Annotated in this window: 7 protein-coding genes; 6 read left to right on the plus strand and 1 reads right to left on the minus strand. The window is 51.7% G+C overall.

The window, feature by feature from the left end; translation table 11 throughout:
• Positions 1 to 259 precede the first annotated feature (259 nt).
• The 6 genes from H7F15_RS01655 to H7F15_RS01680 all read left to right on the plus strand — a co-directional run bounded on the left by H7F15_RS01655 (position 260) and on the right by H7F15_RS01680 (position 15,202).
• Positions 260 to 3,868, plus strand: coding sequence for a gliding motility-associated C-terminal domain-containing protein (locus H7F15_RS01655; protein WP_185195202.1), 3,609 nt, complete (start codon positions 260 to 262; stop codon positions 3,866 to 3,868).
• Positions 3,869 to 3,870: 2 nt separating this feature from the next.
• Entirely contained in the window at positions 3,871 to 4,836 is a 966-nt protein-coding gene (locus H7F15_RS01660; RefSeq protein ID WP_185195203.1) for a type IX secretion system membrane protein PorP/SprF, read from the plus strand.
• Positions 4,837 to 5,307: 471 nt separating this feature from the next.
• Positions 5,308 to 11,781: an ice-binding family protein gene (locus H7F15_RS01665; RefSeq protein WP_185195204.1), complete on the plus strand. Its 6,474-nt coding sequence runs from the start codon at positions 5,308 to 5,310 to the stop codon at positions 11,779 to 11,781.
• Between the two features lie 13 nt (positions 11,782 to 11,794).
• Complete coding sequence (locus H7F15_RS01670; protein ID WP_185195205.1) at positions 11,795 to 12,754, plus strand: type IX secretion system membrane protein PorP/SprF; 960 nt, start codon at positions 11,795 to 11,797, stop codon at positions 12,752 to 12,754.
• Positions 12,751 to 14,736, plus strand: coding sequence for an OmpA family protein (locus tag H7F15_RS01675; RefSeq protein WP_255481030.1), 1,986 nt, complete (start codon positions 12,751 to 12,753; stop codon positions 14,734 to 14,736). Before H7F15_RS01670 ends, H7F15_RS01675 begins: the two co-directional genes overlap by 4 nt.
• A gap of 46 nt (positions 14,737 to 14,782) precedes the next feature.
• Entirely contained in the window at positions 14,783 to 15,202 is a 420-nt protein-coding gene (locus H7F15_RS01680; RefSeq protein WP_185195206.1) for a hypothetical protein, read from the plus strand.
• Positions 15,203 to 15,361: 159 nt separating this feature from the next.
• On the opposite strand, the gene H7F15_RS01685 is transcribed toward H7F15_RS01680, so the two are convergent.
• Entirely contained in the window at positions 15,362 to 16,129 is a 768-nt protein-coding gene (locus tag H7F15_RS01685; RefSeq protein ID WP_185195207.1) for a 3-hydroxybutyrate dehydrogenase, read from the minus strand.
• Positions 16,130 to 16,137 lie beyond the last annotated feature (8 nt).

Here is a 16,137-nt window from a genome sequence, read left to right on the forward strand (position 1 = left end):
ACCTCTGTTCTGACGTATTTAAAGTATAGTTTGTAATAAACAAAGCTGCCTGTGCGCTTTTGCTGCAAGTAAGCAAAAGTTACAGCCGCTGTATACCTGTGTTCAGCAATCGGAACAGATGTAGAAAGCCTTGTGTGCCGAGGAAAGTGAAAAGTCTGTGGATGCGTGTTTTGAAGTGTGTTGAAACCCGAATAAAACTCTGAAGGTGCAGGCCGTTTGTAGCGTCCTGGCCCGGAATTCACCCTTTAATGATGGCTTAATGCGCTTACCTTTATCAAAGTATATCCGTTGGCCTTTCCTGGTGATCTGCCTGCTGCTTGCACAACTCAGTTTTGCGCAAACGCAACCGGCATGTCAGATAGCTGTAGAGGCAGAAGGTTCTTCCTCGCTTTGCCAGGGAGAAACAGTCGTGCTGCGCGCTGTTTCATCTAACCAGCTTGCCACCTACCAATGGTTACTCAACAATACCGAGATAGCAGGCGCAACTGGTGCCACCATAACTGTCAGTGCTGATGGCGATTATTCAGTTCGTGTTACAGGTAGCACCTGCCAGGTAAATACATCCGCCCCATTCCGGATAACCGTATCGCCGAGGCCCGCCAATCCTAACTTTTTTGTTGACCCTAATTTACCCCAGGGCAGTTGCTCAGGTACTGAGCTAACTTTCAATGTAAATGCTCCGCAGCCTGATATCTTTTACACCTGGTTTTTCGGAGATGGGGCTACTGAACAAGGGCCTTCGGTAAAGCATACCTACAACGAGAAAGGAGTTGGTGTAAGAACATTTAATGCGAAAGTAATAGCCACAACCGCACAAGGCTGCCAATCTGATACGGTAACGCAACAGGTACTTGTAAAACGTCTGCCCGAGGCAGCCTTTGCCGATACATCCGGGTTTATTACCTGTTTACCCGATACCGTAGAAGACGGCGAAATAGAAGTATTTGCCTATATCGAGAACAAAACAGTAGAACCATACCTGTCCGATATAAAAACATACATTGTGAACTGGGGAGATGGCAGCCCGGATCAACTATACACACGCAATCAATTTCCAATAAAGAACCCGGCGGCTTATACCGAAATAGGAGAATATCCGATTAAGATAAGGGCTGTAGCCAGCAACGGCTGCGAGGTTGAGTTCGATACCGTTTATACTGTCAGCAAGGAGCCCAAGGCCAATTTCACTTTAGATAAGCAGCCTGCTTCCACGCCAAGTTCGTGTTTGCCCGTCATTGTGTCGGTGGGCGATAGCTCCACGGGGGGCGGCCTTTCCTATAAATGGACAATAACACCTGAAACCGGCTTTACCGTAGAGCATGGGGGCTTCGACCAGGACACCCTTTCGTTATTGTTTACAGAAAGCGGCATTTACGAAATAGAGCTTATAGTTGCCAACGGCTGCGACGACGATACTACCTCGCAGTCGGTGGTGGTGGGCTGGCCGCAGGTGCAGCTACCCCCAGATACGGTTTCCTGCGGGCCGATAGAATATAAATACACGGTCGGAGCGCAGCCCGGCCTGGGAAACGTGTTTGTCGATCCTAACCTGGGCCGCATCCAGAAAGCCACCTGGACCATAACCAGCCCTACGGGGGCAAGGCGCACACTTTCCGGGCAAAACCAAACTATAAAGTTTACGGAAATAGGGGTGCACGAAGTCTCGCTCGTTGTCGAAAATGAATGTGGCTCGTCGGAAGAACTGACGGGAAGTATGCCTATGGTGCAGCGCATTACGGTACAACCCATCCCGGAGTCGCCTACGGTGCAGGACCTGACTGTTTGTAACGGCGATGATGCAACTATTGAGCCTACAGGTGGCAGCGGTAACTATAACTTTTACGATGAACAGGGCACGCTGCTGGTCACAGGAGCAAATTTCACCGTCACCGGACTTACCCAGACCACCACGTTCCTCGTGGAAAGCATCGGCGACCAGGGTTGCCCGAGTGCGCGCGTGCCGGTAAAAGTAACCGTAGTACCACCATTAGCCAATAATATTATTCAGGGCGACCAGAGTTTGTGCCAGGGCGATGCGCCTGCCCCGTTAACCGGAAACGCACCTTCAGGCGGCACAGGCAGCGGCTACATATATACCTGGCTCAGCAGTACATCCGGCCCCGATGCCGGTTTTGCACCTGCCGCCGGTGTAAATAACGATGTAAACTATACACCGCAGCCATTATCACAACGCACCTGGTTCCGCAGGTTGGTTAGTGCTGCCAGCTGTACGCCGGATACCAGTAATGTAGTGGTGATAAACGCTGTGCCTAAAATACAGAACAACACCATTTCAGAATCGCAGGATATTTGCGAGGGGCAGGCACCGAAACCACTGGTGGGCACACGTGTTACCGGTGGCGATGGCTCAGGCTATACCTTTAAATGGCAGGTAAGCACCGAGGGGCCGGCAACAGGCTTTGTAGATGCACCTGGCAACAATACAGGAGAGAACTATAGCCCCGACGTGCTGGCGCAGGCATCGTGGTTCCGAAGGGTAGTTACCTCGGCCGGTTGTACGGTTATCTCTGAGCCCGTCATGATCGATATAGTGCCGGCACTGGACAACAACACTATTTCAGCAGCACAGACTATTTGTGTGGGCACTACGCCGGCCCCGCTTACAGGCTCTGCCCCCACCGGTGGCTCCGGGCCTTATGTTTATCTGTGGGAGAGCAGCATTACCGGCCCGAATGCAGGATTTGGCCCGGCAGCGGGTACCAACAACGGACAAAGCTATACACCGGGCAACCTGCGCGTAAATACATGGTTCCGCCGTACGGTTACCACACAGGGCTGCGAGGCCAGCATCAGCGAAGCCATCCTGATCACGGTTAACCAGGGGGTAGCCAACAACAGCGTAAGCGCGCCGCAAACTATATGCGCCGGCGATGTACCTGCCGCCCTCACCGGAACAACCCCGATTGGCGGCAACGGCACCTATACCTACCTGTGGCAAAGCAGCATAACAGGCCCCGACAGCGGTTTTGGTTCAGCAGCAGGAACCAATACTGGCCAGAACTATACACCGCAGGCATTAACCCAGAATACCTGGTTCCGAAGGGTAGTAGATTCGCAGGGGTGTAAAGCTACATCAGAACCGGTACTAATTACGGTTAACCCACGGCCATCGCCACCAATACTTACAGTGCGCGATGCTACCACCTGCCCGGGCGGCTCGGCTACGCTGAAGGTACAGAATGCCAATGGTGGTATTTACCAGTGGTTTACCGATGCCACCGGCGGAGAGCCTGTATTTGAAGGTGCCGAGTTCCGTACCCCAAACCTGACGGCACCAGTTACTTACTATGTAGAAGCTGTGAACACCAATGGCTGTGCCAGCGCTACCCGCACCTCCGTAAATGTAACTATAGTTGACCCGGTAGCCGATGCCGGCGAAGATGTAACAATTATACAGGGCAATACTGTAGAGCTGCGCGCCACCGGCGGCGATACCTATATATGGGAGCCGGCCGAGAGCCTGAGTAACCCAACTATAGCTAACCCGATTGCCCGGCCGCAGGAAACTACTACCTATCGGGTAACCGTGAGCACCGAAGAAGGCTGTACCGCTACCGACGAAATAACTGTTACCGTGATACCGGCCATTAAGGTGCCAAACGCCTTTACCCCGAACCGCGACAACGTGAACGAGGTATGGGAGATCGAGAATATCGAGAATTACCCGGATGTGCGCGTGGAGGTATTTAACAGGTGGGGCAACCTTGTATTTGCATCAAACGGGTACGGCAAGCCCTGGGATGGTACCCTGAACGGCGAAGACCTGCCGGTGGCCACTTACTATTACATGATCTTCCTGAACAAATCTGAAAAACCGATCTCAGGCAACGTTACCATCATCCGATAACTATGAAAAAGCGATACCTATACCTGCCTTTAGTTCTGTTGCTTTTGTGTGCGCCAACTATAGTTGCACAGCAGCGGCCGCAGTATAGCCAGTATATGCTTAACAATTTTATTCTTAACCCTGCTATTACCGGTATCGAGAGCTATGCAGATATTAGGGTGAGTAACCGCAGGCAGTGGATAGGGCTGGATGGTGCGCCGGTTACCTATTACCTTACCGCGCATACGCCACTTAACAAAGGCATGGGCAGCACACAGTACCACCGGGCGCTGGCACACCATGGCATTGGCGCCGTACTGCATACCGATAAGACCGGCCCGCTGCGCCGGACCGGAGTTGCCTTTTCCTATGCCTACCATTTGCCTATCACCAACTCCATTAACATTTCCGGTGGGGCTTCGGTGGGTATCATCCGCAACTCTATCAATACCAACGACCTCGAGTTTACCAATAGCAACGATCCGCTGGTAGGTGGCGGCAGCATTAACAACAACGTAGTGGACCTTAACCTGGGCCTGTGGATCTATTCGCGTAATTTTTCGGTGGGGGTAGCCGGGGCGCAGCTGCTGGAAGATGTGGGCAGTTTTAATGCAGCCGAAGAAGACCGTGCCGCCCTGGGTTTGCAGCGCCATTATTTTGCTACAGCCAGTTACCGCTTCGAGCCTACCAGCACACTGGATGTGATACCGTCTGTGATGTGGAAACTGGCAAACCCGAGCCCGGCCTCAGTGGATGTCAGCCTCAGGACAATTTACGACGAACGCTTCTGGGTAGGGGCTGCTTACAGGCACAACGATGCACTGGTAGGCATGGTCGGTGTTTATGTAAGCCCGGTACTTGATATCTCTTATTCCTACGACGCCACTACCTCCAGCCTGAACAAAGTAAGTGCAGGTACACACGAAGTGGTAATAGGCTTTAAGCTGATGAACGACCGGCGCATTCTGTGTCCGCAGTGGATCTGGTAACTATAGTTATATTACAAATAAAAATCAGAACAAAGGTGCTGCTATGCGGCACCTTTTTTGTTGTTCCTGCCTCGCTTCTCCGCACTTTATTTTTGCACCATTTTTCTGAAGAAGGTATCTGCTAATTTTAACATTTTAATAATAAAAATTAGCTCAATATTAGGGGGTGTTTATAATTTTCTTATATTAGTGTACATCTATGTAAGCTGATAATCGGGGAGGTATATTGTAATGCAATCTAAATTTTGTACTTATTTAATATAATTACACTTGCATGAACGATATTCGAAAATAGGATGTAACTTTCTGTGAATAAGCACCTGGAGTATTCTGAAGCAGCTTGGTATTTGGCAAACAAACCTGGTGAGATATTCCTGTAAGAACGAGGACTGATTACGGCTGGTGCTGATAAAATACAATCTATCTACAAACTTAATAGGGTTTATATAGCAAACCTTTACTTTTTGCCAAATGGGAAGAGTCATCAGGAAAGCGCTACTGTTTACAGTGGCTTTCTTTAGTGTTATGGCCAATTGTTTTGCGCAGGACCTTTCCCTGGGTTCTGCTGCTGCATTTAACATTCTGGCCGGCGAAAAGGTAGTAAACAATGGCAGTACCCTGGTACAGGGCAACGTGGGAGTAGGCTCAGGCGCTGTGTTAACGGGTTTTGCACCGGGCAGCATCAAAGGCGAGATCCATGTGAACAATGCCACCTCGTTAAATGCCCTTAGCGACCTCTCTGCTGCTTACCAGGCCAATTTCCAGAAAACGTATAATCAGGTTCTCCCTAACACACTTTCCGACGAAGCCTTCGCTCCCGGTGTTTACAGGATAAACGGCACTGCCAGCATAAAGGGCCCGATCATCCTGAATGCCAATAACAACCCCAACGCTACCTTCATTTTCCAGATCACCAAGGATCTGATAGTGGATCCAAACATCACCATTGCCCTGATAAACGGCGCCCGCGTGAACAATGTGCTGTGGCTTGTTGGCGAGAACGCGCAGGTAGGAAGCAGCGCCTACATTAAAGGTAACCTGGTAGCAAACAAAAACATAGCAGTTGCCGACGATGCCGCTATACTGGGCCGGATCATGAGTCTGGGTGGTAGTATTACCTTAAGTAACAACATTGTATCGCAGCCAACCGACCTAAGCATTGAGAAAACGAAAGTTTCGGACACGCCTAATAAGAAGTACGCCGTTGGCGATACAGTAACTTACCAGATAAAGATCCGGAACCTGGGTCCTGTAGATGACGAGCTGGTAATGGTGCGCGATGTACTGCCTGCCGGACTGAGCTTTATTTCGGCCACAACTTCCAAAGCAGGCACCAGTTACGACCAAACCTATGGCCTCTGGATGGTAGATGTGCTGAAGGTAGGCGAAGTACAGACGCTGACCATAAAAGCGCGTGCCACGATGGCCGGCTATATCGTAAATACTGCTACGGTGGCCGGCTCTACGGTAGACGAAAACCTGAACAACAACAAATCAGATGCTGACCTTTGCGTGGTGCTGTCGGATGCCGGTGAGATACAGGGGCCGACGGCCGTTTGTGCGGGAAGTACCAATACCTATAACATCAAACAAATTCCGGGTGCAACCTATACCTGGTCCGTTCCTTCAGACTGGGTCATTACGGCCGGAAGCAGAAACTCCTCGGAGATAACAGTACGAATTGGCAATACATCCGGATCTATTTCGGTAACGGTTAACAACATTTGCGGGGCCAGCCCGCCAAGCAGACTGACGGTAGAAGTGGTGCAGAACGTGCCGCCTAAACCCGGGCCGATATCCGGTACACTGGAGCTCTGTTCCGGTAAAGCGACCACCTATAGTATAGCACCCGTAGCCGGTGCTATTGGCTATAGATGGACTCTGCCCGCTGGCTGGACCATGGTAAGTGATAATGGTACTTCTATAGTTGTGACCACAGACGGTGATGCTACTACCAAACGCCTGAGCGTATCGGCTTACAACATTTGCGGCGACGGCGAGCCAAGCGTGCTGGATGTAACACCGGTATTAAAAGTGCCAAACCAGCCGGGTGTTATTAGTGGCCCTGCAGCTGTGTGCTCAACGGTAGCATCGGCAACCTACAGTATCAGCAAAGTAAGCAATGCCAGCAGCTATACCTGGACCGTTCCTGCCGGCTGGGTTATCCTGAGCGGCCAGGGCACAAATACTATCACCGTAAAGCCAACCGCGCAGGCCGGCGATATTACCGTAAAAGCCCTGAACGATTGCGGAGAGAGTACTGCTCAGAAATTAGTAGTTACACCGGTAGAGAATCCGCCGCTGGCACCGGGTGCTATTAAAGGCGCTGATGCCGTGTGTGTGAGCTCTGCAGGAAATGTTTATAGCATTGATGCCGTGCCAAATGCCAAAGGCTATACCTGGACCGTACCTGCGGGCTGGACTATAGTTAGTGGTCAGAACACACCTACGATAACGGTAGCAGCTGGTACAACTGGTGGCAAGATAACCGTAGTAGCCCTTAACGATTGCGGTTCAAACGGCAGCAGCTCAAAAGATATTCAGATTACCGACGCTGTTCCAGCTGCACCCACTGCTATCAAAGGCACGCCATACGGTTGCTCAACCCAGACAGCTACCTACACCATTGATCCGGTTTCAGGTGCCATCGGCTATACCTGGACAGTTCCGGCTGGCTGGACGATTATTTCCGGTCAGAACACGACCACGATCACGGTAAAAGTAGGTTCTGGCACAGGCACTATTTCCGTGAAAGCAAAAGGCAGCTGCGGCGATGGCCCGGCTAAATCGTTAACGGTACAGCCGCAAATTAACATTCCGGCTACGCCAGCGGCCATCACAGGTCCGGATGAAGTATGTAAGTCTCAGGCAGAGCTGACCTATAGTGTAACCCCGGTGGCCGGCGTTACCAACTATAGCTGGAGTGTGCCACAAGGCTGGACCATTGTTTCCGGACAGGGCACTGCCACTATAAAGGTAACAGCAGGCACCACACCAGGCGATATTACGGTGAAAGCCACCAACGATTGCGGCACCAGCACAGCCCAGATCAAAGCGGTAAAAGTATCCATAGAAGCGCCGGCCACGCCAGGCCCTATCACAGGGCCGGCCACGGTATGCGGTGGCCAGCAGAGCATCACCTATAGCATTGCAGCGGTAACTGGCGCTACGTCCTATGAGTGGAGCGCCCCGGGCTGGACCATCACTTCTGGTCAGGGAACTACCACTATAACCGTAACGCCGGGCACATCAGCTACAACAATAAAAGTAACAGCTAAAAATGCCTGCGGACTCGGAAGCAGCAACAGCCTGCAGGTGCAGGTTACCAATACACCGCCTCCGGCACCAACCGCTATCAAAGGCACACCTTATAGTTGCGCCACTACAACTGCCACCTACACCATTGATGCTGTAGCGGGCGCCACCGGCTATGTATGGTCCGTGCCAGCCGGCTGGACGATTGTGAGCGGGCAGAACACAACAAGCATTACCGTAAAAGTTGGTATCGGTGCAGGCACTATCTCGGTGAAGGCGAAAGGTGCCTGCGGCGATGGACCGGCCCAGACATTAACAGTACAGCCACAAACAAATATCCCGGCTGCTCCGGCTGCTATCAATGGCCCTTCCGAGGTATGTAAATCGCAGGCAGGCCTTATTTATAGTGTGGTTCCTGTAACAGGCGTCAGCACTTATACCTGGTCGGTGCCAACCGGCTGGACTATAGTTAGTGGTCAGGGCACGGCAACTATAACCGTAACAGCGGGTGCTACCAACGGCAACATTACAGTAACAGCAACTAACGACTGCGGCACCAGCACGGCACAGCAATTCCCGGTAAAAGTATCCACAGAAGCCCCTGCCAACCCGGGAGCAATAACTGGTATCGCCACAGCTTGTGCGGGCCAGCAAAACATAACCTATAGTATTGCAGCGGTGGCCGGCGCAACTTCTTACGAATGGAGTGTGCCAGGCTGGGTAATCGTAAGCGGGCAGGGAACTACCACTATAACCGTAAATGCAGGTGCTGGTAATACAACTATAACAGTAGTAGCAAAGAATGCCTGCGGCAACACCAGCAGCACAACCAAACAAATACAGGTAACCGATGCTGTTCCTGCTGCACCCACAGCTATCAAAGGCACGCCATACGGTTGCTCTACCCAGACAGCTACCTACACCATTGACCCAGTGGCCGGCGCCATCGGCTATACCTGGACAGTCCCGGCTGGCTGGACGATTGTTTCCGGTCAGAACACGACCACAATCACGGTAAAAGTAGGCTCTGGCACAGGCACTATTTCCGTGAAAGCAAAAGGCAGCTGCGGCGACGGTCCGGCTAAATCATTAACGGTACAGCCGCAAATTAACATCCCGGCTGCCCCAGCGGCCATCACCGGTCCGGACGAAGTATGTAAGTCCCAAACAGAGCTGACCTATAGTGTAACCCCAGTTGCAGGCGTTACCAACTATAGCTGGAGTGTGCCACAAGGCTGGGCCATTGTTTCCGGACAAGGCACGGCTACTATAAAAGTAACAGCAGGCACCTCGCCAGGCGACATCACCGTAAAAGCCACCAACGATTGCGGTACCAGCACAGCCCAGATCAAAGCCGTGAAAGTATCCACAGAAGCTCCGGCCACACCAGGCACTATCACAGGGCCGGCCACGGTATGCGGTGGTCAGCAGAGCATCACCTATAGTATTGCAGCAGTAACTGGCGCTACGACCTACGAGTGGAGCGCTCCGGGCTGGACCATAGTTTCAGGACAAGGAACTACAACCATTACTGTAACAGCCGGGGCAACCGGAACTACCATTTCCGTGATCGCGAAGAATGCCTGCGGCAATACCAGCCCGGCCCAGATCGCAGCTGTAGTTACACAGTCTATACCGGCCAAGCCGGGTGCCATTACCGGAACAACAGCTACCTGTGTAGGCAAAGATCAGACCTATACCGTGCCGGCAGTTTCAGGGGCAACAAGCTATAACTGGACCGTGCCGGCAGGCTGGACCATCGTTTCGCAGAATGGTAACACCTTAATAGTAAAAGCAGGAACTACCGCCGGAACTATAAGTGTAGCCGCCGTAAATGGTTGCGGAACCGGCCCGGCTACTACGTTAGCAGTTACTCCGATCACTGGCGCGATAACCGGAATCAACGGCATCACAGGGAATGCAGCTGTCTGCGTTGGTGGTACGGCCACTTTCTCCGTGCCGGCTGGCACCAACGTCAGTAAATACACCTGGGAAGTGCCAGCCGGCTGGACGATCGTTTCCGGTCAGGGCACAACCGAGATCACCGTTAAATCAGGCACCGCGAAAGGCACCATCAAATTAACAGCATCCAACGACTGTAGCGCAGCAACTATAACCAGAGATATTGAAATAGCCACTGCCCTTCCGGCCACACCGGGAACTATAACCGGTAATGCCAGTGCCTGCTCCGGCAGCGCACAAACCTATAGCATCGCCCCGGTAAACGGAGCTGTTAGCTATAGTTGGTCGGTGCCGCAGGGCTGGACTATAGTTGCAGGCCAGGGTACTACTGAGATAACAGTGCAGGCCGGCGCAACACAAGGGGAAATAACTGTAACGGCTGTTAACCCATGCGGTAACAGCAGCTCGGCATCAACCAAGACTATCAGCATTATCAGCAGTGCGCCAGCAGCCGGACCTATAACCGGAACAAGCGCCATTTGTGGGTCTACAAGCGGGTTAACTTATAGTATTGCTTCGGTAAGCGGCGCTACAAACTATAGCTGGAGTGTGCCACAAGGCTGGACAATTGTAAGCGGACAAGGCACCAACAGCATTACTGTAAACGCCGGTACCAACAGTGGTGAGGTGGCCGTGACAGCGGGTAACAGCTGCGGGCAGGGCGCCAGCAGCACCTTAGCAGTTACAATGCCAACACAGGTAAACAAACCGGGACCAATCATCGGGTTTATGGATGCCTGCAGCAGCCTGCCAACTACACAGTACAGCATTACACCGGTGCAGGGCGCTACAGGCTATGTATGGGAAGTGCCACTGGGCTGGACGTTAGTGGCAGGCCAGGGCTCAACAAGTATTACAGTAAATGTAACCAGCGCACCAGGTACTATAAAAGTAAAAGCCGTGAATGCCTGTACCCAGAGCGCTTACAGCGAGCTGATAGTGCAGCCGGTAGCAAACAAGCCTGCCAACCCGGCAGCTGTGCAGGGTCCAGCCGAAGTGTGTGTTGGCCGCGATGTTACCTATAGTGTACATACAGTAGATGCAGCGTCGTCCTACACCTGGGTTGTTCCGGCTACCTGGCGTATCGTATCGGGGCAGGGCACTAACCAGATAACAGTTACGGTTGGGGCTCTGAACGGGAAAGTGGAAGTGATGGCGAACAATGGCTGTGGCTCCAGCGGTGTAACAACAAAAGAAGTGCGGGTGCTGGAACTGGCCTCGATGGGCGAGATAAAAGACCTGAGCAACCCATGCGAGGGGCTGAAATATATGGTAGATCCTGTGCCAGGCGCCACATCTTATAACTGGACTCTGCCGGATGGCTGGAAGATCATAGCCGGGGATGGCACCAATATTATCATGGTACAGGCCGGCCGGTACGATGGTACCATCAGCGTAACAGCTGATAATGGTGTTTGCGGTACTATGCCATCCTCTATCAGAACAGACAAGTCATTGCAGGACACCGAGATCGTACTGCCGAACGTGTTCTCGCCGAACAACGATGGTAACCACGATACCTGGGTGATCAGCAGCTTCGAAAAGTTCACCGATAACGAGATTACCATACTTAACCGTTGGGGCACCGAAGTATTCAAGGCAAAACCCTACAAAAATAACTGGACCGGCGATAACCTGTCGGAAGGGACTTATTATTATGTAGGCAGAGTGAAGCTTTGCGACGGATCTTACAGAACGCTGAAAGGCTATGTAATGATCATCAGATAAAACCACAGACCAGATGAAAACAAAACTACTCTTTTTACTTGCGTTGCTCTGTACCCTTTCGGTGCAGCGGGCGGCGGCACAACAGGCCCCGCAGTACACGCAGTATATTTTTAATGAACTGGTCATCAACCCGGCCTACTCGGGGAGTAAAGATATTCTGAATGTGAACGCTACGTACCGCTCGCAGTGGACCGGGCTGGAAGGAGCACCATCAACCCAGACCCTGAGCGTTGACGGAGCTGCCAAAAACAACAGGCTGGGTTGGGGTTTTCATTTGATGAACGATGCCGCCGGCGCACAATCGCAGACAGGAGCGTATGGCAACATTGCCGTGCGTATTTTCCTGAGCCGCAAATCGCAGCTGTCGCTTGGCCTGGCTGGCGGGGTATCGCAGTACACACTGGATGGCTCAAAGCTAAACCCCGGCGACGATGTGCCCGATGCAGCCATCCCGGAATCGCCGGAGTCGCAGATTTTGCCGGATGCGAAGTTCGGGATGTTCTTTAATACGGAGCGTTATTACGCAGGCCTTTCGGTTGCCAACCTGGTGCCTTTTAAAGATAGCAAGACCATTATTGCCACCCCGCGCCGCCATTACTTCTTCTCGACAGGCTATATGTTTGACCTGGGGCCTTACCTGCGTATGAAGCCAAGCTTTCTGTTAAAAGAAGACTTTAAAGGCCCTGCCAATTTGGATTTCAACGCTTTTTTTGTGATCTATAACCGCCTGTGGCTGGGTGGCTCTTACCGCACGGCTGTGCCTATGTTTACCAAGGTGAAAATGGATGAGATCAAAAAGCGGAATGCGTGGGCGCTGTTAGCTCAGGTATACGCCACACCAAAGTTCCGCATAGGCTATTCTTATGATATGAGCCTCACAAAAATGCGTGATTATGCATCGCATGAAGTATCTTTGGGCTATTCCTTCTTCCGGAAGCAGAACGGCCGGACAATTACCCCGCGTAACCTATGATGTACAAGATCACCCGGTTTATCTTCTTATGGCTTTTTGTTCTGAGCGTAGTGCTGCCAGCCACAGCCCAGGATACGCAGAAAGCAGATAAACATTTTAACGACTTTGAGTTCAGCCTGGCACTGGACGAGTATAAAGCAAGCCTGGAACAGGGCGAGCCTACCCTGGCGGTGGTGCAGCGCATTGCTGATATTTACCGCATTCTGAACAACTCGCAGGAAGCCGAGTTCTGGTATGCCCAGGTAATAAACTTTACGGGCGCCGACCCGGCCAACTACTTTCTGTATGCGGAGTCGGCAAAACGGAATGGCAACTATAGCAAAGCCAAGCAACTGTTCCTGATCTATAGCGAAAGAGTACCGGCACAGGCTGCGCTGGCCAAAAAGCTGGCTGCCTCCTGCGACACCGCTATGAAGTGGATGCGCGACCCGCGACCTTATACCGTAACAGAGGCTAAAACCCTTAACTCAAAAGAAGGAGAGTTCAGCCCGTTCAAGACTAAAGACGGAATATACTTTGCCTCAGACAGATTACAGGGCCAGAACCGTAAAACCTACGCCTGGACCGGCCAGGGCTATATACAGATGTACTTTGCACCGGCGGGCAAAACAGATACGACCTGGGGTACCCCGGAACCACTGCCATCGTCCATTAACACGGCCTTCCATAACGGGCCCGGCGTTTTCCTGGAGAAAGACCAGACGCTGTATTTTACCCGTACCCATGCTGTGCGCCGCGAAAACACACAAAACAACCCTGACCCTACCAGTTGGTTTAAAGGTACCGAGGGCGGCACGCACATAAACCGTCTGGGTATTTACACCGCTGTTAAAAAGAAAGGAAAATGGAAAAAAGCGAAGCCATTCAAGTATAACAAAACAGAGCAATACTCCATCGGACATCCGGCCCTGAGTCCGGATGGCAAGGTGCTGTATTTCTCGTCGGATATGCCGGGCGGCTTTGGCGAAACAGATATTTACTACAGCGAGCGGCAACCAAATGGAGAATGGGGCACGCCGGTAAACGCAGGTAACAAGATCAATACGTCCGGCCGCGAGAGTTTCCCGACCCTGGGGCCGGACGGTACACTGTATTTTTCATCGGATGGGCACCTGGGCATGGGCGGCCTTGATCTGTTCAAAGCCATTGGCACACATAAGAACTGGACTGGAGCCGAGAACCTGAAATACCCGCTCAACACTTCGCACGACGATCTGGGGCTGGCTATGGACCCATCCGGTAAAACAGGGTTGCTCTCCTCAGGCAGGTTAGGGCAGGACGGGCTGGATGACATTTTCCTGTACAAAGAGAACCGCATCCCTTGTACCGTTATCGGCAGAACGATAGAATATGTGGCTGACACGCAGAACCGCGGCAAGAAAAGAGAGCTGGCTGTAGGTAACGTACGACTGGTTATTTCGGAAGTAGGAAGCGATGCCCGCCCGATAGAGATCTTCTCGGGTTCGGATGGTACGTTTATGCTGCCCGTTTATGCCGGTGCAACCTATACGATCCGGGGTTCGAAGCCAAGCTACCTGACACAGACTATAAAAGTATCGCCGGATTGCCGCACAACAGAAGACTCGGTGAAAGTAGAGATGGTGTTTAACCGTGATACCCCGAACAAGCCGATCGTACTGGACAATATTTACTACGACCTGGACAAGTATGACCTGCGGCCAGAAGCTACTGCCGAGCTTGACAAGCTGGTGCAAACTCTGAAGGATAATCCGCACATCCGGATAGAGCTTAGCTCGCACACCGACAGCCGACAGACCAACTACTACAACGAAATGCTTTCGGAGTTAAGGGCTAAATCGGCAGTAGATTACCTGGTAGCCCATGGCATAGAAATGCACCGCCTGGAAGCCAGAGGCTACGGTGAAACGCAGCTTGTAAACAACTGTGCCGACGGCGTAAGCTGTCCGGAAGAAATGCACCAGGAAAACCGCCGTACCGAATTTAAGATCCTGGCGAGGTGATTAACCAAAGTGCGGGCAGAACTGCCTGATGTAAAACGATTATGATATGTTAATCCAGGTAGTTACAAAGGTCCATCTAACTTTTATATACCTGCTTGTTGTTGGTGTTTTCCAGCGCTCGGAGCCCCCGGTAGTGGGTAAGTGGATGTATGAAGGTAATGCCAAGGATAAAACGCAGACAGAGGTAATTGAATGTCCTGATGTGTTTGAGTTCCGTGGCGATGGCACCTATACCGTATCAAACGACTGTTACGGGGATGCTATAAAACCTATCGTAGAAACGGGTAACTGGCAGATCAACGCTTCAGCTCAAAAGCTTATACTTAGCGAGAGAAGGTTTATTACCAATTACCATATCTACTCACCTACGAAAACGATAGCGCTTTCGATTCTGTCAGTTGACAGGAAAAAGCTGGTGATGCAATTCGCGCATGAGAAAGCAGAAGTGTATAGCAGAACAAAATAACTCTTACCTGAATGCGTGTGTAGGTGTAAAATCTACGGCTATAGTTAGTCGGAAATAACGCTAAACTATAGCTATAAAAAGAGCGGCTCCTTTTCGGGGGCCGCTCTTTTTAACTATAGCATTTGTGTAACTATAGCTGTTGCGTTAACTATAGTTGCTCTATTGTGCAGACCAGCCACCATCTATAGGCAGCATGGCGCCGGTCATCTGGCTGGCCGTATCAGAAGCTAAGTATAGTGCCAGGTTGGCAATCGCATCTATTGTTACAAACTGTTTTACGGCCTGTTTTTTCAGCATTACTTTTTCTATCACCTCCGACTCCGACATCTGGTGCGCTTTGGCCTGGTCGGCAATCTGGGCTTCTACCAGTGGCGTGCGTACATAGCCGGGGCAGATGGCGTTGCAGGTAATGTTGTGCGGGGCGCCTTCCAGGGCCAGTACCTTGGTTAAGCCGGCAATACCATGTTTAGCGGTTACGTAGGCAATTTTGTATTCCGATGCCCGCAGTGCATGCGCCGATGCAATGTTAATGATCCGCCCGAAGCCACGTGCCTTCATGCCTTTCCAGACGGCTTTGGCCGCATGAAACGACGCTGACATGTTAATGGAAATAATGGCATCCCACTTGTCTTCCGGAAATTCATCTACAGGAGCCACGTGCTGTATACCGGCATTGTTGATGAGCACATCTACGTGGCCCAGCTCCTGTTCTGCCAGCGCTGCCATGTCGCGTATCTGGTCCGGGTGCATCAGGTTGGCAGGCGAGTGTATTACCTTAACGCCGTACGTTTCAGCCATCTCTTTCACTATGTCCGGCCCGTTCTTCTCAAGTCCGTTTAGCAGCAGGTTGTAGCCTTGTGCAGCAAAGGCGCGCGCTATGCCTAAGCCAATGCCACTGGTGCCGCCGGTAATAAGTGCGTTTTTCATGATGTGTA

It is taken from the genome of Pontibacter sp. Tf4, assembly GCF_014212495.1.
Classification (GTDB): Bacteria; Bacteroidota; Bacteroidia; order Cytophagales; family Hymenobacteraceae; genus Pontibacter.